We start from the raw sequence: 21,968 nt of genomic DNA on the forward strand, positions 1-21,968 counted from the left end.
AGCACACACAACCCCGGGAGGGGGGGAGGACTCCCGGGGCTGCGTGCTGTCCGGCGGTTACTACACGTCGGTGATCTCAGCCAGTAAGGCGTCGACGTCGAAGTGCTCCTCTTCCCGACCCTCGGGCACGATCTGGCGGGTCATCTCCACGAATTCCTCGGCCTCGTTGCGATCGAGGAACCAGGATGCGCGGCCCTGGTCGGACTCGACCTGCAACAGCAGCAGCTTCTCGCCGTCGTCCTCGAACGGGACGAAGCGCACGTCGCCGATGCCTGCCGGGCCGTGCAGCCCGGCGATGAGCAGGTCGCGGGCGAAGACCCATTCCACCCAGCGGTCCGGGCCTGCTTGGAACGCGACAGTGACCGAGTACGGCTCGTCGGCTCGGTAGGACCACCGCGAGAGCACCGGGGTGTGCTCACTGAGCAGGTTGATGAACCGGTCCTGGCGCACGGAGTTGGCGGCCATGTCGCGCCTCCTGTCTGGTGCTTCGTGCGGAACTTCTTGCTGGCTACACGGATGAGACGGCGCGAGATGACGTCGTGGTGTCGAACTTCAGCCATTCCGGTGTTTCACCGGTCACACCTGTAACGGCCCAGGTCAGCGCGACGATTGGGCATTTCCGCTCGGGTGGCGTCAGCCGTGTCGCGGGGGCGGCTGGTGCGGGCCGTTCGGGGGCTGCTGGTGGGTGCCCGGTGGCATGGGCCGCCAACCACGCGGGTATTGGCCCGCCGACGGCGCCTGCGCGCCCCAAGCACCCTGAGGCGGAGGACCCCAAGTCCCGTGCGGCGGCGGACCCCATGCGGGCGGGGGCCCGGGTTGTGTGGTCGGTGGCGTGGGCTGTTGTGTGGTCGGTGGCGTGGGCTGGGATGCGGTCGGCGGTGGGAACCCCTGCGCCTGCTGCCGAATCCTGGTCAGGAATCGCTCGGCGTCCGGTGCGGGCGCGAACGCCCGCCAAACCTCCGGCGGGATCGCGGCCGCGAGCCGGGCGAGGCTCTGCACACCCGCCCGCATGTTCGCCTCGGTAAGGCGGCCCTTCCCGGTGACCCAGAGCGTGCCGAAATGGCAGCCGAAGCGTCGCAGGCGAAGCCACCCGTCGTTGGCCACCAGGTGTTGGACCTGCGGGGTGAGGACCGCCATGGCGAATTCTTCGTTCTCGGTGCGTACCTCGAACCGCACGCGAAACTCCTGAGCCCAGTCCTGCCGCTCGACGGTCTTCAGTGGCAACGGCGGGACCGGCGCGTTGAACGTCTCCATCGCGATCCGGGTGTCGTCGGTGACCGTGGCCCACCGGGACTCCCCGGGCAGCAGTTCGCGCATCTGCACCGGATCGAGCACCAGTGCGGGCACTACGGGACAGGCCAGCTGCACCATGAACTGCCTGCTGTCGGTCTGCTCGACCTTGGTCAAGTTCTCCGCCGACTCCGTCGAGGCGTCCATGCCGCGCCGGAACTGGATGCCGAGCACCCGATGTCCGGCGGAATCCGCTTCGACGGCCAGGTCGAACGAGCCTGCCGGATCGTCGAACCGGACCGCGTGACCGCGGGCGGACAGCAGCCCGAAGCTCGGCCGCCCGGGCCGGTCCTTGTCCAGGACCATCCCTGTCCTGCCAGCCCACCGCTGCATCCACGACTTCTGCTGGAACGCGCGGAAGATCCACCAGAGGCCGAGCAGGACCGGGGAAGCGCCGATCACCCACATCCACGGGCCACGGAACGTGCCGTAGGTCATCGTGCCCGCCAGTGCCGTCGAGCCCGCCAGCCCCGCGATGGCAAGCGCGATGCGACGGGTCAGCGGTGTTCGGGGGATTTTGCGTCCCGCGCCGGGCCGGTTCGGCGCCGCGTACATCAGCAGCGCGAACGAGAGGATGAAGCAGCCCCAGATGATGACGCCATCGACGACGGAGAACTTCACGGGCGCAGGATCACATGTCGCGGCTTGTCGCGTGGCCGTTTCGCGGAAATACCGCCCGTCAGGCCATGCCGCCGTTGACGAAAATGGTCTGCCCGTTCACCCACCGGCCTGGTCCCGCCAGGAATGCCACGGTCTCGGCGATGTCCGCGGGCTCACCGAGCCGGTTCATCGGGTTCGTCCCGGCGAGTTGCGCGACCTGCTCGTCGCTCTTGCCGTCGAGGAACAGCGGGGTGGCGGTGGGTCCGGGCGCGACCGCGTTCACGGTGATGTCCCTGCCGCGCAACTCGCGGGCTAGGGACAGGCTCAGCGCTTCCACTGCAGCCTTCGAGGCCGTGTAGGCGGCGTAGGTCGGCAGCTGCGTGCGGGTGACCGTGGTGGACATGGTGATGATCGCGCCGCCGGCCCGCACCCGGTTGGCGGCGAGCTGGGCGATCACGAACGTGCCGCGGATGTTCGTGCGGTGCATTCGGTCCAAGTCGTCCAGATCCATGGTGGCGACCGGTGAGAGGATCATGATGCCTGCGGCGTTCACCACGACGTCGACGCCGCCGAAAGCCAGTTCGGTGTCGTCGAACGCGGCGGCCATCGCGTGTTCATCTGCGACGTCACCGCGGACGGTGATGGCGTCGCCACCGTGGCTCTTGATGGCCTCGGCGACGGCTTCCGCCCTCTGCTTGTTGCCCGAGTAGTGCACCGCGACCGCGAAACCGTCGGCGGCCAAGCGTTCCGCGACTGCCCTGCCGATGCCGCCAGAAGCGCCAGTGACCAGGGCTGCGCGGGTGTCTGCGAGGGTCATCGGATATTCCTTACGTCATTGGAAACGGGATAGTGTTATCAACGATAACACCAGGTTAGCAGTGTCAGCGAGTGCGCGTTATCGCCGATAGCGGATGGCGACTAGCTCCGGGAGCGCGCGATCTGTTGGTGATCGGTTGGCCGGGGCGCGATCTTGTTGGTGAGCAGTCGACCGGGTGCGCGCGATCAGCTGACGGGGCGCGCGATCTTGTCGAGCAGCTCGGCCATCAGAAGTCGCTCGCCATCGGTCAGCCGGTCGATCTTGGGCAGTGCGGCGCGCAGGGTGATGGCCGCCGAGGTGACCGTCGGTTGATCGGAGTCCTGGGGCTCGGTGTCCGTCGTGATGGCGGAGATGGCGGCTTCTCGGGCCAGCACCGGCAACTGGAGGTCTCGCTCGGGCTCCGGGGTGGCGATGAGGGACAGCACGATCCCACTCCCGGCCGCGTGCAGGAGTTGTGCCGCAAGGTCCTCCGGCATGGCGAGCCGACCTGCTTCGGCGATCCGATGGATGATCTTCTGGAGCACCTCGAGCGCCTGCCGCTCGGCGGGCGAGCGCCTGCCGTCCGGTCGCGGACCGAAGATCGTCGCGTAGATGGTCGGATTGGTCAGGCCGAATTCCAGGTGCAGATCCCAGCCCCGGCGCAGGTCCTCCACCGGGTCGTCGGAGGGGACCTGCGCCCGCTTGCTGTTCAGGTATGTGGTGAAGCCGTGGCTGACCACGGCGTCCAGCAGCTCGTCCTTGTCGCCGAAGATCCGGTAGATCGTCGGCGCGTGCACGCCGGCGGCAGCGCTGACCGCTCGGGTCGTCATGGCGTCCGGCCCGCCTTCGGCCAGCAGCTTCGTGGCGGCTTCGATGATGCGTTCGCGCACTTCGCTCGACGGCATGTTAGCGACGATACCAACTGGGCGTTGGCGCCGACGCTACTCAGCCTGGCCGCGGATCAGACGCTCGCTCAACTCCCACAGCCGCTTGGCCGATTCCGGATCGATGGCGTGCGGGGCCACATCGGTGGACGGCGGGCCGTCGTAGTCTGCTTCTGCCGGGGTGTCGTCGACCGGCGTGACGTCATTGTCCTTGAGGTAGACGCCGCCGATGTCGGCAAGCAGCGGGCTGGTCGCCGCGAACACCGCGGTGCTGGCTCCCTGCTCCGGGGTCTTGAGGCCCCGCTCCGGGTCGACGACCGGGTTTCCGTCGTCGTCGAACAGGCCCATGTCTCGCATCGTCTGCTTCCACTGCTCGTCGAACTCCGGTGGGGCCCCGGCCTCGCGGGCAGGTCCCAGGTTGGTCGTCACGATGATGCCCGGATGGACCACGTAGCCGCGGATGCCGTCGGCGGACCACCGGCGGTCCAGCTCCACGGTGAACAGCACGTTGGCGGCCTTCGACTGCCCGTACGCCACGTGCCCGTCGTAGTCGGAGTGGTGGAAGTTCGGGTCGTCCCAGTGAATGTCGGTCAACCGGTGAGCACCCGAGGTCATCGTGACGACGCGCGCCCCGTCCGCCGCCCGCAGCGCGGGGTACAACCCGGTGGTGAGCTGGAAGTGGCCGAGGTGGTTGGCCGCGAAGTGGTACTCGTAGCCGCGCGCATCGCGTGCCAGCGGGCCGGCCATGATGCCGGCGTTGTTGATCAGGATGTGCAGCGGCCGCCCGGAGCTGAGGTAGTGCGCCACGAAAGCGTCGATCGACTCCGGTTCCACCAGGTCGATCCGGTAGGTCTCGACGTTCTTCAGGCCGTCGAGGGCTTCCGCCGCCCGGTCCGGATTGCGGGCGGCCACGGTCACCGATGCCCCTGCCCGGCTGAGGCCGCGGGTCATCTCCAGGCCGAGACCGGTGTGCCCGCCGGTGATCACCACGTTGCGGCCGGTCAGGTCGATGCCCGCCAGAACGTCGTCCACGGTGGACGCTGCGTCGAACGGGCTGCCGATCGGGTGTTGTCGAGCTGTCGTGTATCGCATGCCACCCATGCTTCCGCCGACCCTCTGGACTGTGAATAATTGCGCGTCCGGAATTCTTGCGCGAGAGTATGGTCATGGCGGACGATGAGTTGTCCGAGGTGTTCTCCCTCGTCGAGGTGCAAGGGGTGCTCACCGGCGCCGTCGCTGCGAGCGGTGCGTGGGTGGCGCGTGGCCCGATTCCACACCCGCTGAAGTTCTTCGTCATGCTCTCCGGTCGCGCACATCTGCGCACGGAAGGCCTTGCCGAACCGGTCGAGCTGGAAGCCGGTGACGTGGGGATTTTCAGCGATCGCAGTTGGGTGGAGCTGCGCGGGGGCCTAGCCGACGAGACCCCGCAGCTGGTCGAGCCGCACCTCGAGTTTCCGCCGGCAGCGCTGGTTGGGGCGGACGAGCGCGGTGAGGATGTGTACGTCGGCGGGCGCATCGACCTGAACCCGGCGGGCGAGACACTGCTCAGTCAGGCCCTGCCGCCGTTCTCCCACGTGCGGGCCAACGAACCCGGAGCTGAGGGGTTGCGCGACACCGTCCGTCGGCTGTTCGACGAGCTGGTCGGCCAACGGCTCGGGTCGGCGTTCGCCGTCCGGCAACATGTCCAATTGCTGTTGCTGGAGATGCTGCGGGCTTACCTGAGACAAGCCGAGGCCCCGCCCGCCGGCTGGTTGCGGCTGTTGGCCGACGAGCGGCTGCGGCCGGCCGTGCGCCTGATGCACCGCCAACCGGGCCGGTCGTGGGGCCTGGCGGAACTCGCCGACGCCTGCGCGATGTCCCGAGCGGCGTTCGCCGACCGCTTCCGCAAGGTGGCGGGCCTGCCGCCGCTGACGTACTTGAGCCGGTGGCGCATGATGCTGGCGCAACGCGCACTCAGCGATGACAACACCCGGATCGCGTCGTTGGCCGCGCGCCTGGGCTACGGGTCGGAGAGCGCGTTCAGCAACGCGTTCAAGCGTGAGGTCGGCATTTCGCCGGCGAGTTATCGCCGCAAGGTCCGCGAGGCCGCGTTGTCGGTGTGAGCGCCGGGTGCTGATTTCCGTCCCGGGAAGTAGGTGACTTTGCTCAGCACGGCCGCGCCCACCAGGAAGCAGAACGCCATCGCGCCCAGGTCGACACCGGAATCGCTCGGCGCGAAGAACAGAGCGACGCCGAGCACGGCCAGCAGCAGGACGAAAGTGGTCCGCAACCCCAGGCTGGTCGGGCCGAGGGGGACGCGACCGGCGGAGCCTCGGCGCTCGTTGACCACCTCGACGAACGACCGCTCCGGCCGCTTCCCCGGGTCGTAGCCACGCGCGCGGGCGAGAAACGAGTCGACCTCGTCCGCCGGGGCCGCCGACCGCCACGCCTGGGCGGGGATGGCGGCCGCGAGCTGTGCGAGGTGGTAGGCGTTGTTCAGCACCAGCCACTTGGCCAGCTGCCCGTTGTCATTGGTCCACAGCGCTCCCCGATGGCACGCCACAAGCCGGATACGGAACCACGGCTCCTCGACGAACAGGCGCTGGACCTCGGGCGTCAGGACCGCCCTGGCGAACGCCTCGTCCTCGGCGTGCACATGGAAGTTCGCGGCGAAGTCCGGCTCCCAGCCGTCGGTCACCGGCCGCAGCTCGACGTCCGGCGTCAACGCGCCGATGGTGTTCCTGGTGATACGCAAGTCCTCGAACACGGTGCTCTTGCGGGACTGCGTCGCCTGCTGCTCGCTCAACAGCCGCGGCTTGATCAGCAACGCCGGGGTGGCCGGGCACGCCAGCTCGACCAGGCCGTGCGTGCTGTCCACCGCATCGATGACCTGCTGGACGTCGGCGTTCTTCGGCACCGGGCGAGATTTCGCTCCGGTGTCCGCGCGGTACTGCACACCCGCGATGCGGTGGCCCTGGTAGTCGATCTCCACGGCGGCGTCGAACCCGCCGCGGGGGTCGTCATGGCTGACCGCGCGGCCGTAACCGGTCAGCACGCCGAAGCTCGGTCTGCCGGGGCGGTCGCTCGAGTAGACCCGGCCGGTCTTGCCCGCCAGCCGGTCCATCCACTCCGACTGCAGGTAGCGGCGCAGCCAGAGCCACGCGCCGAGCACTACCGGAAGCAGCGCCCACATCCACATCCACGGGCCGCTGAACGTGCCGTACGTCAGCAGGCACACCGTGGCGGTGCCGGTCAGCAGCCCCGCCGCGCTCAAGGCGATGCGCGTCGGCGTGCCGGTGGTGCGCGCGGCGACGAAGAGCAACAGCACAGCAAGGCCGTAGCCGCCGAAGATGACGGCTACGGCCCACGCCGAAAACGACATCGGTATCCCTTATATGTCCAGGTTCTTGCGGGTCTCGTCGGGATCCCGGTCGCCACCGATCTCGCTCTTGTCGAAGGCAGGCTCGCCTTCCAGGACGTCCTCGTACGAGTCGCGTGGCTCCCGGATCCCGCCCTTGAGGGCACCGGTGCCCGCCTTGATGCTCGCCCCGATGCCGAGAGCCTTGAGCGCTTCCTTGGAGAACATCGTGCCGAGGCGCTGTTCGAAGTTGCCTGCCACGCTGTCCATGCCCTTGGCCATGGCGCCTGCCGTGGTGGCCGCCACCCGCCTGCTGGGGACGAAAGTGTCCCGCGCGACCTTTTGACCGACGAGCGGGGCGGTCCGACTGCCCGCCGCGACCGTCTTGCCCAGGCGGAACTTCTCGGCCAGCCGCACCACGGTCCCGTTGAACTTGACCAGGAACTCGCCCAGCTTCTCCAGCAGCTTGCCGAGCTTGCCCAGGTAGCGGGAGACCTTGCTGAACACGCTGGCCACCTTGGCCACCGTGGCGGTCATGGCCGCAGCGACCGAGCCGCCGAAGCTGATCACCGACGAGGCCAGCGCGGGCAGCCACAGCGTGATCAGCCACGACACCAGCTCGGTGATGATGCCCTTGATGACCTCCTCGATGACCTGCATGATCATCGACCAGGTCTTGAGCACCTCGGACACCGCGCCCGCCGCGGATCCGACACCCTGGATGCCCACCGAGAAGTCTGCCACCGCCTGGCGGGCGGCGTTACCGGCGTCCTCCTGCCAGTCCTTCAGTGCCTTGTCGGCCGTTTCGTCGAAGTCCTCCGACAGCGCCACGAAACCCTGCGCGATGGTGGCGAAGTTGTCCGATCCTGCGCTCAGGCTCGGCCCGTCGCCGGACACGTAGTGCAACGCGTCCTGCAGCGGCTGGACCAGCTCGAGCAGCATGTCCAGCCCGGCGGAGACCAGATAACCGATCGGATCCATGGCGAAGAACGCCGCGTCGGCGTACGCGCCCGCGATGAAGCTCGCGCCACTGGATGCCATGTCCTTGGCGAGGTTGCCCAAGTCGGTGACGTCATCGACCTCGCCGATCGACTCCTTGATGCTCTTGATCGACTTGTAGGCGTCGCCGGCGATCGGGACGCGTTCGACGGCGCGGTCGACGCTGCCCTTGAGGCCTTCGTCGTGCGGCTTGACGTCCAGCGCGTCGGCGATGCTCTTCTTCTCCGTCATCACGTCCCTCTCAGCGCGGTCCGTCGATCTGCGCCTGGTGCTGGCCGAACGTCATCGCCGTGTCGTCTTCCATTCCCTTGTAGACCTTGGCGGCCGTGGCGATCTTGTCCGCGAGCGTCTCCACGCCCTCTTTCATCTCGGCGAGCAACTCGCGCAGCTCGGTGAGTCGCTCGGTGTAGGTGGACTTGTAGTGCGAGCCGATGATCCCCCAGGCCTCGTTGCTGACGTCCGCTTGATCGATCAGCGCACCGAACTTGTCCGCCTCGCTGCTGTAGTAGCCGAGGTTCTTGGCGTAGGTGTCCAACGCCGGTATGTCGACCTTGTAGCCCATGCTGCTCCTGACCGTGCCCGTTACCCGACATCAAGTATCGGTAAGACTGCGCAGCTCGGGTAGTGGTTCCGCGGTGAGTTGATCACACTCTGCTGGCGCGGTGCGGACCGGCCGAAGATCGTTTCGTGGAGTACAGCGGTCGTAGCAACAGATAGGCGAGCAGGAGCATCACGACGCCGAAGACGGGCAGCATGACGCGGTCGAGATCCTCGGTGCCGTCGGCCTGGGGCTGATGCCAGTCGAACAGCGGGTTCGTCGCCCACACGAAACCCCACGCGCCGAGCGCCAGCACCAGGACAAGCCTCATCAGCAGGCTCGGCCCGCTGACCGGGGTGCGCAGCGCGATCGTCCGCCGCTCGTTGATCTTGTCCACGAGCGAACGCCGCCGACGCCGCTCGGTGTCGCTACCCCAGCTGTCGACAGAGGTGTCCGCGCTCTGCACCGTCGCGGCGAAGGACGAGTCCGGCCAGATCGGCATGAGCGCGGCCAGCGCGGTGAGCCGGCGCGAGGCGTCGAACAAGCGCGCCTCGGTCAGCCGGCCGAACCGCGTCGTCCACACCACGCCGTCACTGAACATCACGTCGCCGAGCCGAAACCACGGATCCGCGAGCAAGGCACGCCGGACCTGCGGTGTCAGCGCCGCCTGCGCCAGCTCCGGATCGGCGGCACGCACCTCGAACCACTTGCCGAACTCACCGGAGAACTCGACGGGCTCGGTCGCTGCGGTGGGGCGAATCGCGCCGATCATGTTGCGGGTGTAGCGGGCGTCGTCCATCGGGTTGATCGAGCCCGCGTCCTTGCCGTAGGCCTCCTGCCGCTCCCGTCCGGTCCGCGGGCGAATGATCAGTGCCGGAATCTCCGGGGTGCGGACCTGCACCAACGAGAACGTGCCGTCGAGGTCGGAGATCTTGGCCAGCGTTCCGCGCCACGGCTCCACCTGATCGGCAGGCGGCTGCAGATGCAGGTATTGCACACCGAGAACGTCGACGCCCTGTGTGCGCAGCGAAATGGCCGCCTCGAAGCCGACACCCCAGTCGTCGGGCGACCGTGCCCGTCCCGCGCCGGGCAGCAGCCCGAATGTGGGACGGTCGGGCAGTCGTCCGCTGAAGTACTGCGCCCGGCCGCGCGCCGCGAGGCGGTCCATCCAGCGGGTCTGGGCGAACCCGCGCCACCAGATCCACCAGCCGAGCAACAGTGGGACGCCGCTGAAGATCACCGCGACCACCACCGGGTTCCACGCTTGGGAGAACCAGTAGTAGGTCGCGGCCGAGGCGGCCAGCCCGGCCGCCGAGTAGGCGACACCGGCCAGCGTGCGTCTGCGCCGGTCCTGGTACGCGGCCGCTTGGTTGTTCCACCGCACGCCGAGCGCCAGGCAGCCGACGGCCAGGGCGTAGCCGGCGAGCAGGATCAGGGCTTGATATCCGGACATGGAGTGCTAGATGTCCAGGTTCTCCCGCGTCTGTTCGGGATCCTGACCGCCGCCGATCTTGCCCCGCTCGGCGGCCGACTTGCCTGCCTCGACGTAGTCCCACTTCTTGGCGATGTTGTCGATCGCCGCCTTGCCGGGGTTGCTCGCCGCGCTGGACGGGTCGATGCCGGTGATCTGGCCGCTGATCTTGCCGGGGATGCTCTTGCCGATGTCCTTCAGCGCATCCATCGTGGCGGCGCCGCGCTTACCCGCGACCTTGGCCGCCGCCGACGACATGATCTTGGCCTCGCCCGGCAGCAGCCGTTCGGTGCCGTGCAGCTTCTTGCCGTTCTCGATGAGCTTGGTGGTCCACTTGGCGAGGAACTTGACGAAGTCGTCCAGCAGCTTGCCCAGCTTGCCCAGCTTGGCGGTGATCTTGCTCAGCGCGGAACCCACCTTGGCGAGGGTCGTCGTCATCGCGGCCGCGACGCTCGAGCCGAAGCTGACGATCGACGCGGCCAGTGCGGGCAGCCAGATGTAGATCAACGCGCTGACCAGCTCGGAGATGATCGACTTGACCAGCTCCTCGACGACGGTCATCACCATCGACCACATCTGCAAGGTCTGCGCCAGCGACCCGGCCGCCGAACCGATGCCCTGGATACCCACGGCGAACTCGGCGAGCGCCTTGCGGGCCGCCTCACCGGCGTCCTCTTTCCACTCGACGAGGGCCTTGTCGCCGGTCTCCACCCAGTCCTCGGCCAGCTTGACGAAGCCGTTGCCGATGTTGGTGAAGTTGGTCGCCGCCTGGTTCAGCGCCGGACCGTCTCCGGTGACCATGTGCAGCAGGTCCTGCAGCGGCTGGATCAGCTCGATCAGGAAGTTCAGGCCGTTGCTGACCAGCCAGCCGACCGGGTCGAGCACGAAGCCCGCGATGTCCGCGGTGCAGCTGGCCACGAACGCGGCACCGTCGGTGACCAGCGAGCCCGCCGCCATCGCGACGTCGCCCGCGTCGTCTGCGGCGGCGAACTTCTTGTAGTTGTCGGCGATCGTGGCGTAGCCCTTGCCGACGACCGGCACCTTCTTGAACGCGTTGACCGCGTTGGCCCCCAGGCTCTCGTCGTGCGGAGAGACCTGGACGGAGTCGGCAACGCTCTTCTTCTCGCCTGCCATCGCCCCTCCTACTTCGGCCCGTCGATCGTGGTCTGATGGCCGCCGAACGACATCGCCGTGTCGTTCTCCATGCCCTCGTAGACCTTCGCCGCGGTGGAGATCTTCTCGGAGAAGTTCTCCACGCCCTGCTTCATCTGGCCGAGCAGATCTTCGAGTTCCTTGAGCTTCTCCGAGTAGGTCTGTTTGGCGAACAGGCCGACCAGACCCCACGCCTTCTCCGGCACCTCGGCCTGGTCGATCAACGTGCCGAACTTGTCCGCTTCCGATGTGTAGAAGCTCAGATTGTTCGCATACGTCTTCAGCGCGGGGATGTCGACGTTGTATCCATTACCCACGGATGTACCTCCCGGTAGCGACGCAGTTACGACTTCGCCGCGCGGGCGGCGGTTCCGCCCGGCGCCGGGAAATCAGCGTTCGAAAACCGACCCGAAGCCCTCGTCGTCATCGTCGAAGTCGACCACGCGCCGCTGCGGCCGGGAGGTCGGGCGCTGCGGCGGCGGGCCCGCCGGCCGCTGCTGCGGGCCGGGCGCACCGTACGGCCCGGCTTGCGGCGGGGAGGCGGGACGAGGCGGCGTCTGCGGACGCGGCTGAGGCTCCGGGGCAGGCTCGTCGATCGGCTGATCGAAGCGCATCTCGTTGGCCGCGGGTGCGGTGTCGGCCTGCTCGCCCTCGCCCTTGAGCTCCTCGACCGAGACGCCGAACGCCTCGGCCTGCGCCTCCAACACCTGCTCGGTGATGCCTGCGCCCATGCCGCCCATGTGCGCCTCGACCAGCTCGGCCTGCTTACGGGCCGCGCCGGCGACCGCGCGCTGCAGCGTCGACATGATGGTGGCCGACAACGCGCCGGCCTGCTGGCGCAGCGCCTCCTGGCTCAGTTTGATGTCCTTGACCGCGCCACCGGGTCCGGCCACCACGCGGACCGAGCCGTCCGGAGAGGTCGCGACCGATTCCAGCTCGTTGAGCTGTTCCTGCATCTGCTCGACCCCGGCGAACTGCTGCTGGGCCTGTTGAATCTTCGACTGGAACTTCTCGAACTCCTTGAGCAGGTGTTCCATCTCAGCTGACACCGCGAACCCCTCACCCTGATCGATGGCTGTGTCGTGCCCAATCATGGTCCAACCGCGGCGTCGGCGGGGTCCGTTCGGGGCATTTCGCGCACTTGATGCTCCAGTCGTGGCAGGCGGAGGGCCCGCACCGGCTCGACGGGTGTCCTGCCGCGCGGTGCGCAGCCCTGCCGACCGAGGTGACGGCCCGGCCGAACCGGGGTGCCACGGTGGTCGCTGCCCGCGCCGGTCGGCCACCGCGTCGTCAGGGTCCTGCCGGCGGGTGCGACCGGGTACGGTCGTGGTGCCACCCGGCGCCGGCCGTGACCAGTGCGACCCCGTCGCCGCGGTTAACGCCAGGTCGTGGCCTGCTCGGCGCCGCGACCCGCCCACACCGTGGCGTTCGTTGACGTGAGTCGACGGGAGCGGTACACCTTGATGGCGAAGGCGGTGGCGGGCGCGATGCGCGCCTGGATGCTTAAGGCCACCCCCGATTGGAGAGCCTGAAAACAGGCGAGTATCTTTGACGTCTGTGCCCGACGTTGTCGGGCCGCTCCGTGTGCTCGTCATGCACGTTGGCAGCAACGTGATCGGCCGGGCGGAGCGGAGGAAATCCTCGGCCAACCCGATGGAGATGTTGCAGGGCAGTATGCCCTCGACACGGGGCGACACGCCCGACCTCGGGGACCGGACGAGACGAAGACAAGACAGACGCGAGCAGTAGCAACACGAGAAGAAAGCTGGTCCATTGCCCACGATCCAGCAGCTGGTCCGGAAGGGCCGCCAGGACAAGGCCGCCAAGCAGAAGTCCGCGGCGCTGAAGGGGAGCCCCCAGCGGCGCGGCGTCTGCACGCGCGTGTACACCACGACCCCGAAGAAGCCGAACTCGGCGCTGCGCAAGGTCGCTCGCGTGAAGCTGACCAGCGGCATCGAGGTCACCGCCTACATCCCCGGTGAAGGCCACAACCTGCAGGAGCACTCGATGGTGCTCGTGCGTGGCGGCCGGGTGAAGGACCTCCCCGGTGTTCGCTACAAGATCATCCGCGGCGCCCTCGACACGCAGGGTGTGAAGAACCGCAAGCAGGCGCGCAGCCGGTACGGCGCGAAGAAGGAGAAGGGCTGATGCCTCGTAAGGGACCGGCCCCGAAGCGGCCACTGATCAACGACCCGGTTTACGACTCGCCGTTGGTCAGCCAGCTGATCAACAAGGTGCTCAAGGACGGCAAGCGCTCCAAGGCCGAGCGCATCGTCTACCAGGCTCTGGAGGGCACCCGCGAGAAGACCGGCACCGACCCGGTCGTCACCCTCAAGCGGGCGCTGGACAACGTCCGGCCGTCCATCGAGGTGAAGAGCCGTCGCGTCGGTGGAGCCACCTACCAGGTGCCGATCGAGGTCAAGCCCGGCCGTTCCACCACGCTGGCGCTGCGCTGGTTGGTGACGTACTCGCGGGCCCGCCGCGAGAAGACGATGGTCGAGCGGCTGCAGAACGAGTTGCTGGACGCCAGCAACGGCCTGGGCGCGAGCGTCAAGCGTCGCGAAGACACCCACAAGATGGCCGAATCGAACAAGGCGTTCGCGCACTACCGCTGGTGACGCCTGCGCCGGCCCGCGCCGACCCGCGTAGGTCGGAACCCACACGCTTACCGACAAGGGGTAACTTTCGATGGCACGCGACGTGCTGACCGACCTGAACAAGGTCCGCAACATCGGCATCATGGCGCACATCGATGCCGGCAAGACCACGACCACCGAGCGGATCCTGTACTACACGGGCATCAACCACAAGCTCGGCGAGACCCACGATGGGTCGGCGACGATGGACTGGATGGAGGAGGAGCAGAAGCGGGGTATCACCATCACCTCGGCGGCTACCACCACCTTCTGGAACGACAACCAGATCAACCTGATCGACACCCCGGGCCACGTCGACTTCACCGTCGAGGTGGAGCGGAACCTGCGTGTGCTGGACGGCGCGGTCGCCGTGTTCGACGGCAAGGAGGGTGTCGAGCCCCAGTCCGAGCAGGTGTGGCGCCAGGCGGACAAGTACGAGGTCCCGCGGATCTGCTTCATCAACAAGATGGACAAGCTGGGCGCGGACTTCTACTTCTCGGTGCAGACCATCCGGGAGCGCCTCGGCGCGAACCCGCTGGTCATCCAGCTGCCGATCGGCGCGGAGAACGACTTCCAGGGCGTGGTCGACCTGGTCGAGATGCGCGCGCTGACCTGGCGCGGTGAGGTGAAGAAGGGCCAGGACTACGAGGTCGAGGAGATCCCGGCCGACCTGGCCGACAAGGCCGCGGAGTACCGCGAGAAGCTCATCGAGGCGGTCGCCGAGACCGACGACGAGCTGATGGAGAAGTACTTCGGCGGCGAGGAGCTGACCGTCGCCGAGATCAAGCGCGGCATCCGCAAGCTGACCATCGCGCAAGACGCCTACCCGGTGCTGTGCGGCTCGGCGTTCAAGAACAAGGGCGTGCAGCCGATGCTGGACGCGGTGATCGACTACCTGCCGTCCCCGCTGGACGTGCCGGACGTCGAGGGCGTGCTGCAGGACGGCGAGACCAAGGCGACCCGCAAGCCGTCCAACGACGAGCCGTTCGCCGCGCTGGCGTTCAAGATCGCCGCACACCCGTACTTCGGCAAGCTCACCTACATCCGGGTCTACTCGGGTGAGGTGGCCGCGGGTTCCGGTGTCGTCAACGCGACGAAGGACCGCAAGGAGCGCATCGGCAAGATCTTCCAGATGCACTCCAACAAGGAGAACCCGGTCGACGTCGCCAAGGCCGGCCACATCTACGCGGTGCAGGGCCTGAAGGACACCACCACCGGTGACACGCTGGCCGACCCGCAGAAGCCGATCGTGCTCGAGTCGATGACGTTCCCCGAGCCGGTCATCGAGGTGGCGATCGAGCCGAAGACGAAGGCCGACCAGGAGAAGCTCTCCACGGCGATCCAGAAGCTGGCCGAGGAAGACCCGACGTTCCAGGTCAAGCTGGACGAGGAGACCGGCCAGACGATCGTCTCCGGGATGGGCGAGCTGCACCTCGAGGTGCTGGTGAACCGGATGAAGTCCGACTTCAAGGTCGAGGCGAACATCGGTAAGCCGCAGGTCGCCTACCGCGAGACGATCCGCAAGGTCGTGGACAAGTACGAGTACACGCACAAGAAGCAGACCGGTGGCTCCGGGCAGTTCGCTCGGGTCATCATCCAGCTCGAGCCGCTGGAGACCACCGGCGACGGTGCGCTGTACGAGTTCGACAACAAGGTCACCGGTGGCCGCATCCCGAAGGAGTACATCCCCTCGGTGGACGCCGGTGTGCAGGACGCCATGCAGTACGGCGTGCTGGCCGGATACCCGCTGGTCGGGTTGAAGGTGACCCTGTTGGACGGTGCGTACCACGAGGTCGACTCTTCGGAGATGGCCTTCAAGGTCGCAGGTTCGATGGCCTTGAAAGAGGCCGCGAAGCTGGCGAAGCCGGTGCTGCTCGAGCCGATGATGGCGGTCGAGGTGACCACGCCCGAGGAGTACATGGGCGATGTCATCGGTGACTTGAACTCCCGTCGTGGCCAGATCCAGGCCATGGACGAGCGAGCGGGTGTTCGTGTCGTGAGGGCACAGGTGCCGCTGTCGGAGATGTTCGGGTACGTGGGCGACCTTCGGTCGAAGACCCAGGGCCGTGCGAACTACTCCATGCAATTCGATTCCTACGCCGAGGTTCCGCAGAACGTGGCGAAGGAAATCATCGCGAAGGCGACCGGGGAGTAAGCCTCCTCGTCGCCCGCGGGCATGGGGCTTCCCCAGGGTCCGCAGCAACCGACCAAAAGCAACGCAAGAGAAACAGTCCAGGAGGACATTCCAGTGGGCAAGGCCAAGTTCGAGCGGAGCAAGCCGCACGTCAACATCGGCACCATTGGTCACGTCGACCACGGCAAGACCACGCTGACCGCGGCGATCACCAAGGTGCTGCACGACAGGTACCCCGAGCTCAACCAGTCGCGGGCGTTCGACCAGATCGACAACGCGCCTGAGGAGAAGCAGCGCGGTATCACGATCAACATCTCGCACGTCGAGTACCAGACCGAGAATCGTCACTACGCGCACGTCGACGCCCCCGGTCACGCGGACTACATCAAGAACATGATCACCGGTGCCGCCCAGATGGACGGCGCGATCCTGGTGGTCGCCGCGACCGACGGCCCGATGCCGCAGACCAAGGAGCACGTGCTGCTTGCCCGTCAGGTCGGCGTGCCCTACATCGTCGTGGCCCTGAACAAGGCCGACATGGTCGACGACGAGGAGATCCTCGAGCTGGTCGAGCTGGAGGTCCGGGAGCTGCTGAACGAGTACGAGTTCCCGGGTGACGACGCCCCGGTCATCAAGGTCTCCGGCCTGAAGGCCCTGGAGGGCGACGAGAAGTGGGCGAAGTCGGTGCTCGAGCTGATGGACGCCGTCGACGAGAACGTGCCGGACCCGGTGCGTGAGATCGACAAGCCGTTCCTGATGCCGATCGAGGACGTCTTCACCATCACCGGTCGCGGTACGGTCGTCACCGGCCGTATCGAGCGCGGTGAGATCAAGCTGAACGAAGAGGTCGAGATCGTCGGCATCCGCGAGGAGACCCTGAAGACCACGGTCACCTCGATCGAGATGTTCAACAAGATGCTCGACTCGGGTCAGGCCGGTGACAACGCCGCGCTGCTGCTGCGTGGTGTCAAGCGCGAGGACGTCGAGCGCGGTCAGGTCGTCACGAAGCCCGGCACGACCACCCCGCACACCGAGTTCGAGGCTTCGGTGTACATCCTGTCCAAGGACGAGGGTGGCCGGCACACGCCGTTCTTCAACAACTACCGCCCGCAGTTCTACTTCCGCACCACCGACGTGACCGGTGTGGTGTCGCTGCCCGAGGGCACCGAGATGGTGATGCCTGGTGACAACACCAACATCTCCGTCAAGCTGATCCAGCCGATCGCCATGGACGAGGGTCTGCGGTTCGCCATCCGTGAGGGTGGTCGCACCGTCGGCGCCGGCCAGGTGACCAAGATCATCAAGTGATTCCGCGGCTGAGGCGGTCGCCCGCACCGGGTGACCGCCTCAGCTCGCCGGAGGGCGGCTGGTGCGCCGTGTGGCCAGGCAAAACCGCCCCCGGTTAACGGGCGTGTGAGCGCCTGTGTCAAACTAGATGGGTTGCTCGACGTGGGAGCGGCCGATTGCCAAATCGGCCGCTTCGGCGTGAGTACCTGCCAGGGGTTGCGGCTGATCCGCAAGCCTTTGGGCCGCTTTCGGCGGTCCGCAGACAAGACCACCCGCACACGACGACTCTTGTGCACCGGTCTGTGTCCACCGGCGCGACACACCCGACCGCGTGGACCGGAGCGCAAGCCGTTGACCAGCGGAAACGAGAACGAAGGAACGGGCTGCCACCATGGCGGGACAGAAGATCCGCATCCGGCTCAAGGCCTACGACCACGAGGCCATCGACTCGAGTGCGCGCAAGATCGTGGAGACGGTCACGCGCACCGGGGCGAGCGTGGTCGGGCCGGTGCCGTTGCCGACCGAGAAGAACGTCTACTGCGTCATCCGCTCGCCGCACAAGTACAAGGACTCGCGCGAGCACTTCGAGATGCGTACGCACAAGCGGCTGATCGACATCGTCGACCCGACGCCGAAGACGGTCGACGCGCTGATGCGCATCGACCTGCCCGCCAGCGTCGACGTCAACATCCAGTGAGGGCCTCAGCGACATGTCTGACAGGCAAGTGAAGGGGATCCTGGGCACCAAGCTCGGTATGACCCAGGTCTTCGACGAGAAGAACCGGGTGGTACCGGTCACCGTCATCAAGGCGGGGCCGAACGTGGTGACCCAGATCCGGACCAAGGACAACGACGGCTACACCGCGGTGCAGCTGGCCTACGGCGACGTGGACCCGCGCAAGGTGAACAGCCCGTCGGCTCGCCGCGAGCTGCGCAAGTCCGGCAAGCCCGCGCGCAAGGTGCGCAACTGGGTGGTGAACTCCCCGCTGGCCGGCCACTTCGAGAAGGCGGGTGTCGCGCCCAAGCGTCACCTCGCCGAGCTGCGCACCAGCGACGCGGAGAACTACGAGGTCGGCCAGGAGATCACCGCCGACATCTTCTCCGCGGGTGCCAAGGTCGACGTGACCGGCACCAGCAAGGGCAAGGGCTACGCCGGTGTCATGAAGCGCCACGGCTTCGCCGGCCAGGGCGCCAGCCACGGTAACCAGGCCACCCACCGTGCGCCCGGCTCGATCGGTGGCTGCGCCACCCCGGGCCGTGTGTTCAAGGGCATGCGGATGGCGGGCCGGATGGGCCACCAGCGGGTCACCACGCAGGGCCTGACCGTGCACGACGTGAAGGCCGAGGACGGCCTGCTGCTGATCAAGGGCGCGGTGCCAGGGCCGAGGGGCAGCCTGGTGTTCGTCCGCAGTGCTGTGAAGGGCGGTGCCGGCGCATGACCACCGTGGACATCAAGACCCCCGAGGGGAAGAAGTCGGGCACCGTCGAGCTGCCCGCGGAGATCTTCGACGTGCAGGCCAACGTGCCGTTGATGCACCAGGTCGTCACGGCGCAGCTGGCCGCCGCCCGGCAGGGTACGCACGACACCAAGACCCGCGGCGAGGTCCGCGGTGGTGGCAGCAAGCCGTACCGGCAGAAGGGCACCGGCCGGGCCCGCCAGGGTTCGATCCGGGCGCCGCAGTTCGCCGGTGGTGGCGTCGTGCACGGCCCGACGCCGCGCAAGTACAACCAGCGCACCCCGAAGAAGATGAAGGCGGCCGCGCTGCGCGGTGCGCTGTCCGACCGGGCGCGCGCGGGTCAGGTGCACGTGGTGACCGAGCTGGTCACCGGGGAGAAGCCGTCGACCAAGAGCGCCAAGGCCGCGCTGGCCAAGGTCACCGAGGCGGAGCGGGTGCTGCTGGTGCTCAACCGCGACGACGAGCTGACCTTCCGTTCGGTGCGCAACCTGCCGAACGTGCACCTGCTGACGCCGGACCAGCTCAACACCTACGACGTGCTGGTCAACGACGACGTGGTGTTCACCAAGGCTGCGCTGGACGTGTTCCTCGCCGGCCCGGCCAAGGGCAAGAGCGGCAAGGCAACGGCCCGCTCGAGCGAAGTGGAAGGGCGTGACGAGCAGTGAGCGCGATCGGCATCCCGGATTACCGCGACATCCTGATCAGGCCCGTCATCTCGGAGAAGTCCTACGGCCTGCTGGAGGACAACAAGTACACCTTCGAGGTGGCGCCGAACGCGAACAAGACCGCGATCAAGATCGCCGTCGAGAAGATTTTCGACGTCAAGGTCGTCAGCGTGAACACGCTCAACCGGCCGGGCAAGCGCAAGCGCACCCGGTACGGCTACGGCAAGCGCAAGGACCGCAAGCACGCGATCGTCACGCTGTCGGCGGACAGCAAGCCGATCGAGATCTTCGGCTCAACGGCGTAGGGGATCAACAATGGGTATTCGTAAGTACAAGCCGACGACCCCCGGTCGCCGTGGCTCGAGTGTGTCGGATTTCGCCGAGATCACCCGAACCACACCGGAGAAGTCGTTGCTGGTGCCGCTGAGCAAGTCCGGCGGCCGCAACTCCTCTGGGAAGATCACCACCCGGCACAAGGGTGGCGGTCACAAGCGGGCGTACCGGTTGATCGACTTCCGGCGCAACGACAAGGACGGCGTGCCGGCCAAGGTCGCGCACATCGAGTACGACCCGAACCGGTCGGCTCGCATCGCGCTGCTGCACTACGCCGACGGCGAGAAGCGCTACATCATCGCGCCGAACAAGCTCAAGCAGGGCGATGTGGTGGAGTCCGGCCCGTCCGCGGACATCAAGCCGGGCAACAACCTGCCGCTGCGCAACATCCCGGTCGGCACCGTGGTGCACGCCATCGAGCTGCGTCCGGGCGGCGGCGCGAAGATCGCCCGGTCTGCTGGCGCAGGCGTCCAGCTGGTCGCCAAGGAGGGTCCGTACGCCCAGCTGCGTATGCCGTCCGGCGAGATCCGCAACGTGGACGTGCGCAACCGCGCCACGGTCGGCGAGGTCGGCAACGCCGAGCACGCCAACATCAACTGGGGTAAGGCAGGCCGGGCCCGGTGGAAGGGCAAGCGCCCGACCGTCCGTGGTGTCGTGATGAACCCGGTCGACCACCCGCACGGTGGTGGTGAGGGCCGCACCTCCGGTGGCCGTCACCCGGTGAACCCGAACGGCAAGCCCGAGGGTCGTACCCGCCGGCGCAAGCCGTCCGACCGGCTCATCGTCCGTCGCCGTAAGACCGGCAAGCGTCGCTAGTAGAGCAGGAAGGAGTAGACCATGCCACGCAGCCTGAAGAAGGGCCCGTTCGTGGACGACCACCTGCTCAAGAAGGTGGACGCGCTGAACGAGTCGGGCAAGAAGACGGTGATCAAGACCTGGTCGCGCCGGTCCACGATCATCCCGGACATGCTGGGCCACACCATCGCGGTGCACGACGGTCGCAAGCACGTCCCGGTGTTCATCACCGAGGCGATGGTCGGGCACAAGCTGGGCGAGTTCGCCCCGACCCGGACCTTCAAGGGTCACATCAAGGACGACCGCAAGTCGCGTAGGCGCTAAGAGGGATTGGAAGCAACGATGAACGCCCCAACGAACGCGGCCACGGCAGAAGAGCTGCCGACGGCTGTCGCGCGGGCTCGTTTCGTCCGGGACTCGCCGATGAAGGTGCGCCGGGTGATCGAGCTGATCAAGGGTCGCAGCGTCGCCGACGCCCTGGCGGTCCTGAAGTACGCCCCGCAGGCGGCCAGCTACCAGCTGGCGAAGGTGATCCAGAGTGCGGCGGCCAACGCGGAGAACAACCTCGGGCTCGACCCGGAGACGCTGTGGTTGAAGAGCGTGACTGCCGATGAGGGCCCGACGCTGAAGCGGATTCGGCCGCGTGCGCAGGGTCGCGCGTACCGGATCCGGAAGCGGACCAGCCACATCACGGTGGTTGTCGAGTCTCGACCGAAGCAGGCGAAGAAGAAGGCAGGTGGCCGGTAGTGGGCCAGAAGATCAACCCGCACGGTTTCCGGCTCGGCATCACCACCGACTGGAAGTCGCGCTGGTACGCCGACAAGCAGTACGCCGAGTACGTCGGTGAGGACGTCAAGATCCGCAAGCTGCTGTCCACCGGCATGGAGCGGGCGGGCATCTCCAAGGTGGAGATCGAGCGCACTCGCGACCGCGTCCGGGTGGACATCCACACCGCGCGTCCCGGCATCGTGATCGGCCGCCGCGGCGCGGAGGCCGACCGGATCCGCGGCTCGCTGGAGAAGCTCACCGGCAAGCAGGTGCAGCTGAACATCCTCGAGGTGAAGAACCCCGAGGCGGATGCTCAGCTGGTCGCACAGGGCATCGCCGAGCAGCTGTCCAACCGGGTCGCGTTCCGCCGTGCCATGCGCAAGGCGATCCAGACGTCGATGCGGTCGCCACAGGTCAAGGGCATTCGCGTGCAGTGCTCCGGTCGTCTCGGCGGTGCCGAGATGTCCCGGTCCGAGCACTACCGCGACGGCCGTGTCCCGCTGCACACGCTGCGCGCCGACATCGACTACGGCTTCTTCGAGGCCCGTACCACGTTCGGCCGCATCGGCGTGAAGGTGTGGATCTACAAGGGCGACCTCGTCGGCGGGCTGAAGGCCAAGGCCGAGCGGGAAGCCCAGGCAGCCGAGCGTGCTCCGCGGCGGGACCGTCCGTCGCGTCCGCGCCGCTCCGGCGCCTCCGGCACGACCCCGACGTCGACCGAGGTGCAGCGGGCTGCCGCGAGCCAGAAGGCCGAGACTGTCGCCGCCGAGGCTGCTGCGCCCGCAGCGGCGGAGCAGGCGGCTGAGAAGAAGACGGAGGGCTGAGC

The 21,968-nt window shown here is 67.4% G+C and carries 25 protein-coding genes; 13 read left to right on the forward strand and 12 right to left on the reverse strand.

Annotated elements, in window-relative coordinates:
- Positions 1-60: 60 nt before the first annotated feature.
- The 5 genes from YWM_RS0119340 to YWM_RS0119360 form a co-directional block, all read right to left on the reverse strand.
- Positions 61-465 carry an SsgA family sporulation/cell division regulator gene (locus tag YWM_RS0119340; RefSeq protein WP_028852066.1) on the reverse strand — a complete coding sequence of 135 codons (405 nt, stop codon included), beginning with the start codon at positions 463-465 and terminating at the stop codon, positions 61-63.
- Between the two features lie 168 nt (positions 466-633).
- The gene (locus YWM_RS0119345; RefSeq protein WP_028852067.1) at positions 634-1,911 is read right to left on the reverse strand and encodes a hypothetical protein; all 1,278 of its coding nucleotides are present in this window, start codon (positions 1,909-1,911) and stop codon (positions 634-636) included.
- A gap of 58 nt (positions 1,912-1,969) precedes the next feature.
- Positions 1,970-2,707 (reverse strand): SDR family oxidoreductase, encoded by a 738-nt coding sequence (locus tag YWM_RS0119350; RefSeq protein ID WP_028852068.1) that lies wholly within the window; start codon positions 2,705-2,707, stop codon positions 1,970-1,972.
- Between the two features lie 185 nt (positions 2,708-2,892).
- A complete protein-coding gene (locus YWM_RS0119355; RefSeq protein ID WP_028852069.1) occupies positions 2,893-3,591 on the reverse strand; it encodes a TetR/AcrR family transcriptional regulator in 699 nt (232 codons plus the stop codon).
- A 36-nt stretch (positions 3,592-3,627) separates the two neighbouring features.
- Complete coding sequence (locus YWM_RS0119360; RefSeq protein ID WP_028852070.1) at positions 3,628-4,662, reverse strand: SDR family NAD(P)-dependent oxidoreductase; 1,035 nt, start codon at positions 4,660-4,662, stop codon at positions 3,628-3,630.
- Between the two features lie 74 nt (positions 4,663-4,736).
- Between YWM_RS0119360 and YWM_RS0119365 the strand changes: the two genes are divergently transcribed.
- Positions 4,737-5,672, forward strand: coding sequence for an AraC family transcriptional regulator (locus YWM_RS0119365; protein WP_028852071.1), 936 nt, complete (start codon positions 4,737-4,739; stop codon positions 5,670-5,672).
- On the opposite strand, the gene YWM_RS0119370 is transcribed toward YWM_RS0119365, so the two are convergent.
- The 7 genes from YWM_RS0119370 to YWM_RS0119400 all read right to left on the reverse strand — a co-directional run bounded on the left by YWM_RS0119370 (position 5,633) and on the right by YWM_RS0119400 (position 12,116).
- Positions 5,633-6,931: a hypothetical protein gene (locus YWM_RS0119370; RefSeq protein ID WP_028852072.1), complete on the reverse strand. Its 1,299-nt coding sequence runs from the start codon at positions 6,929-6,931 to the stop codon at positions 5,633-5,635. The genes YWM_RS0119365 and YWM_RS0119370 overlap by 40 nt on opposite strands.
- A gap of 9 nt (positions 6,932-6,940) precedes the next feature.
- Positions 6,941-8,137, reverse strand: coding sequence for a hypothetical protein (locus YWM_RS0119375; RefSeq protein ID WP_028852073.1), 1,197 nt, complete (start codon positions 8,135-8,137; stop codon positions 6,941-6,943).
- 10 nt (positions 8,138-8,147) lie between these two features.
- On the reverse strand, positions 8,148-8,468 hold the full coding sequence (locus tag YWM_RS0119380; RefSeq protein ID WP_028852074.1) for a type VII secretion target: 321 nt from the start codon (positions 8,466-8,468) through the stop codon (positions 8,148-8,150).
- Positions 8,469-8,550: 82 nt separating this feature from the next.
- Positions 8,551-9,897 carry a hypothetical protein gene (locus YWM_RS0119385; RefSeq protein ID WP_028852075.1) on the reverse strand — a complete coding sequence of 449 codons (1,347 nt, stop codon included), beginning with the start codon at positions 9,895-9,897 and terminating at the stop codon, positions 8,551-8,553.
- Positions 9,898-9,903: 6 nt separating this feature from the next.
- Complete coding sequence (locus YWM_RS0119390) at positions 9,904-11,049, reverse strand: hypothetical protein (protein WP_028852076.1); 1,146 nt, start codon at positions 11,047-11,049, stop codon at positions 9,904-9,906.
- An 8-nt stretch (positions 11,050-11,057) separates the two neighbouring features.
- Positions 11,058-11,384 (reverse strand): hypothetical protein, encoded by a 327-nt coding sequence (locus tag YWM_RS0119395; RefSeq protein ID WP_028852077.1) that lies wholly within the window; start codon positions 11,382-11,384, stop codon positions 11,058-11,060.
- Between the two features lie 72 nt (positions 11,385-11,456).
- Positions 11,457-12,116, reverse strand: a complete 660-nt coding sequence (locus YWM_RS0119400; RefSeq protein ID WP_028852078.1) for a YbaB/EbfC family nucleoid-associated protein — start codon at positions 12,114-12,116, stop codon at positions 11,457-11,459.
- A gap of 724 nt (positions 12,117-12,840) precedes the next feature.
- Here YWM_RS0119400 and rpsL point away from each other — a divergent pair.
- The 12 genes from rpsL (at position 12,841) to rpsC (ending at position 21,966) form a co-directional block, all read left to right on the forward strand.
- Positions 12,841-13,215, forward strand: coding sequence for a 30S ribosomal protein S12 (rpsL, locus tag YWM_RS0119410; protein ID WP_028852079.1), 375 nt, complete (start codon positions 12,841-12,843; stop codon positions 13,213-13,215).
- On the forward strand, positions 13,215-13,685 hold the full coding sequence (rpsG, locus tag YWM_RS0119415; protein ID WP_028852080.1) for a 30S ribosomal protein S7: 471 nt from the start codon (positions 13,215-13,217) through the stop codon (positions 13,683-13,685). Before rpsL ends, rpsG begins: the two co-directional genes overlap by 1 nt.
- A gap of 70 nt (positions 13,686-13,755) precedes the next feature.
- Entirely contained in the window at positions 13,756-15,858 is a 2,103-nt protein-coding gene (gene fusA, locus YWM_RS0119420) for an elongation factor G (protein ID WP_028852081.1), read from the forward strand.
- Positions 15,859-15,951: 93 nt separating this feature from the next.
- Entirely contained in the window at positions 15,952-17,145 is a 1,194-nt protein-coding gene (gene tuf / locus YWM_RS0119425) for an elongation factor Tu (protein WP_028852082.1), read from the forward strand.
- 370 nt (positions 17,146-17,515) lie between these two features.
- On the forward strand, positions 17,516-17,821 hold the full coding sequence (gene rpsJ, locus YWM_RS0119430) for a 30S ribosomal protein S10 (RefSeq protein ID WP_028848712.1): 306 nt from the start codon (positions 17,516-17,518) through the stop codon (positions 17,819-17,821).
- A gap of 13 nt (positions 17,822-17,834) precedes the next feature.
- Positions 17,835-18,563 (forward strand): 50S ribosomal protein L3, encoded by a 729-nt coding sequence (rplC, locus tag YWM_RS0119435; protein WP_028852083.1) that lies wholly within the window; start codon positions 17,835-17,837, stop codon positions 18,561-18,563.
- Complete coding sequence (gene rplD, locus YWM_RS0119440; RefSeq protein ID WP_028852084.1) at positions 18,560-19,246, forward strand: 50S ribosomal protein L4; 687 nt, start codon at positions 18,560-18,562, stop codon at positions 19,244-19,246. The genes rplC and rplD overlap by 4 nt, the downstream gene beginning before the upstream one ends.
- Positions 19,243-19,551 carry a 50S ribosomal protein L23 gene (gene rplW / locus YWM_RS0119445; protein WP_028852085.1) on the forward strand — a complete coding sequence of 103 codons (309 nt, stop codon included), beginning with the start codon at positions 19,243-19,245 and terminating at the stop codon, positions 19,549-19,551. Before rplD ends, rplW begins: the two co-directional genes overlap by 4 nt.
- A 10-nt stretch (positions 19,552-19,561) precedes the next feature.
- On the forward strand, positions 19,562-20,395 hold the full coding sequence (rplB, locus tag YWM_RS0119450) for a 50S ribosomal protein L2 (RefSeq protein ID WP_028852086.1): 834 nt from the start codon (positions 19,562-19,564) through the stop codon (positions 20,393-20,395).
- A gap of 21 nt (positions 20,396-20,416) precedes the next feature.
- Positions 20,417-20,698 (forward strand): 30S ribosomal protein S19, encoded by a 282-nt coding sequence (gene rpsS / locus YWM_RS0119455; protein WP_028852087.1) that lies wholly within the window; start codon positions 20,417-20,419, stop codon positions 20,696-20,698.
- 18 nt (positions 20,699-20,716) lie between these two features.
- The gene (rplV, locus tag YWM_RS0119460; RefSeq protein WP_043661572.1) at positions 20,717-21,121 is read left to right on the forward strand and encodes a 50S ribosomal protein L22; all 405 of its coding nucleotides are present in this window, start codon (positions 20,717-20,719) and stop codon (positions 21,119-21,121) included.
- Entirely contained in the window at positions 21,121-21,966 is an 846-nt protein-coding gene (gene rpsC, locus YWM_RS0119465) for a 30S ribosomal protein S3 (RefSeq protein ID WP_028852089.1), read from the forward strand. The genes rplV and rpsC overlap by 1 nt, the downstream gene beginning before the upstream one ends.
- Positions 21,967-21,968 lie beyond the last annotated feature (2 nt).

This window comes from Thermocrispum municipale DSM 44069 (genome assembly GCF_000427825.1).
In the GTDB taxonomy this organism is placed as follows: domain Bacteria; phylum Actinomycetota; class Actinomycetes; order Mycobacteriales; family Pseudonocardiaceae; genus Thermocrispum; species Thermocrispum municipale.

Coding starts and splice junctions, on each gene's coding strand:
- YWM_RS0119380 (WP_028852074.1), bottom strand. CDS start 8,468: ATGGGCTACAAGGTCGACATACCGGCGTTGGACACCTACGCCAAGAAC.
- YWM_RS0119375 (WP_028852073.1), bottom strand. CDS start 8,137: ATGACGGAGAAGAAGAGCATCGCCGACGCGCTGGACGTCAAGCCGCAC.
- rpsS (WP_028852087.1), top strand. CDS start 20,417: ATGCCACGCAGCCTGAAGAAGGGCCCGTTCGTGGACGACCACCTGCTC.
- YWM_RS0119390 (WP_028852076.1), bottom strand. CDS start 11,049: ATGGCAGGCGAGAAGAAGAGCGTTGCCGACTCCGTCCAGGTCTCTCCG.
- rplB (WP_028852086.1), top strand. CDS start 19,562: ATGGGTATTCGTAAGTACAAGCCGACGACCCCCGGTCGCCGTGGCTCG.
- YWM_RS0119365 (WP_028852071.1), top strand. CDS start 4,737: ATGGCGGACGATGAGTTGTCCGAGGTGTTCTCCCTCGTCGAGGTGCAA.
- YWM_RS0119340 (WP_028852066.1), bottom strand. CDS start 465: ATGGCCGCCAACTCCGTGCGCCAGGACCGGTTCATCAACCTGCTCAGT.
- fusA (WP_028852081.1), top strand. CDS start 13,756: ATGGCACGCGACGTGCTGACCGACCTGAACAAGGTCCGCAACATCGGC.
- YWM_RS0119385 (WP_028852075.1), bottom strand. CDS start 9,897: ATGTCCGGATATCAAGCCCTGATCCTGCTCGCCGGCTACGCCCTGGCC.
- YWM_RS0119350 (WP_028852068.1), bottom strand. CDS start 2,707: ATGACCCTCGCAGACACCCGCGCAGCCCTGGTCACTGGCGCTTCTGGC.
- rpsG (WP_028852080.1), top strand. CDS start 13,215: ATGCCTCGTAAGGGACCGGCCCCGAAGCGGCCACTGATCAACGACCCG.
- rplD (WP_028852084.1), top strand. CDS start 18,560: ATGACCACCGTGGACATCAAGACCCCCGAGGGGAAGAAGTCGGGCACC.
- rpsJ (WP_028848712.1), top strand. CDS start 17,516: ATGGCGGGACAGAAGATCCGCATCCGGCTCAAGGCCTACGACCACGAG.
- YWM_RS0119370 (WP_028852072.1), bottom strand. CDS start 6,931: ATGTCGTTTTCGGCGTGGGCCGTAGCCGTCATCTTCGGCGGCTACGGC.
- rplC (WP_028852083.1), top strand. CDS start 17,835: ATGTCTGACAGGCAAGTGAAGGGGATCCTGGGCACCAAGCTCGGTATG.
- YWM_RS0119355 (WP_028852069.1), bottom strand. CDS start 3,591: ATGCCGTCGAGCGAAGTGCGCGAACGCATCATCGAAGCCGCCACGAAG.
- YWM_RS0119360 (WP_028852070.1), bottom strand. CDS start 4,662: ATGCGATACACGACAGCTCGACAACACCCGATCGGCAGCCCGTTCGAC.
- rplV (WP_043661572.1), top strand. CDS start 20,717: ATGAACGCCCCAACGAACGCGGCCACGGCAGAAGAGCTGCCGACGGCT.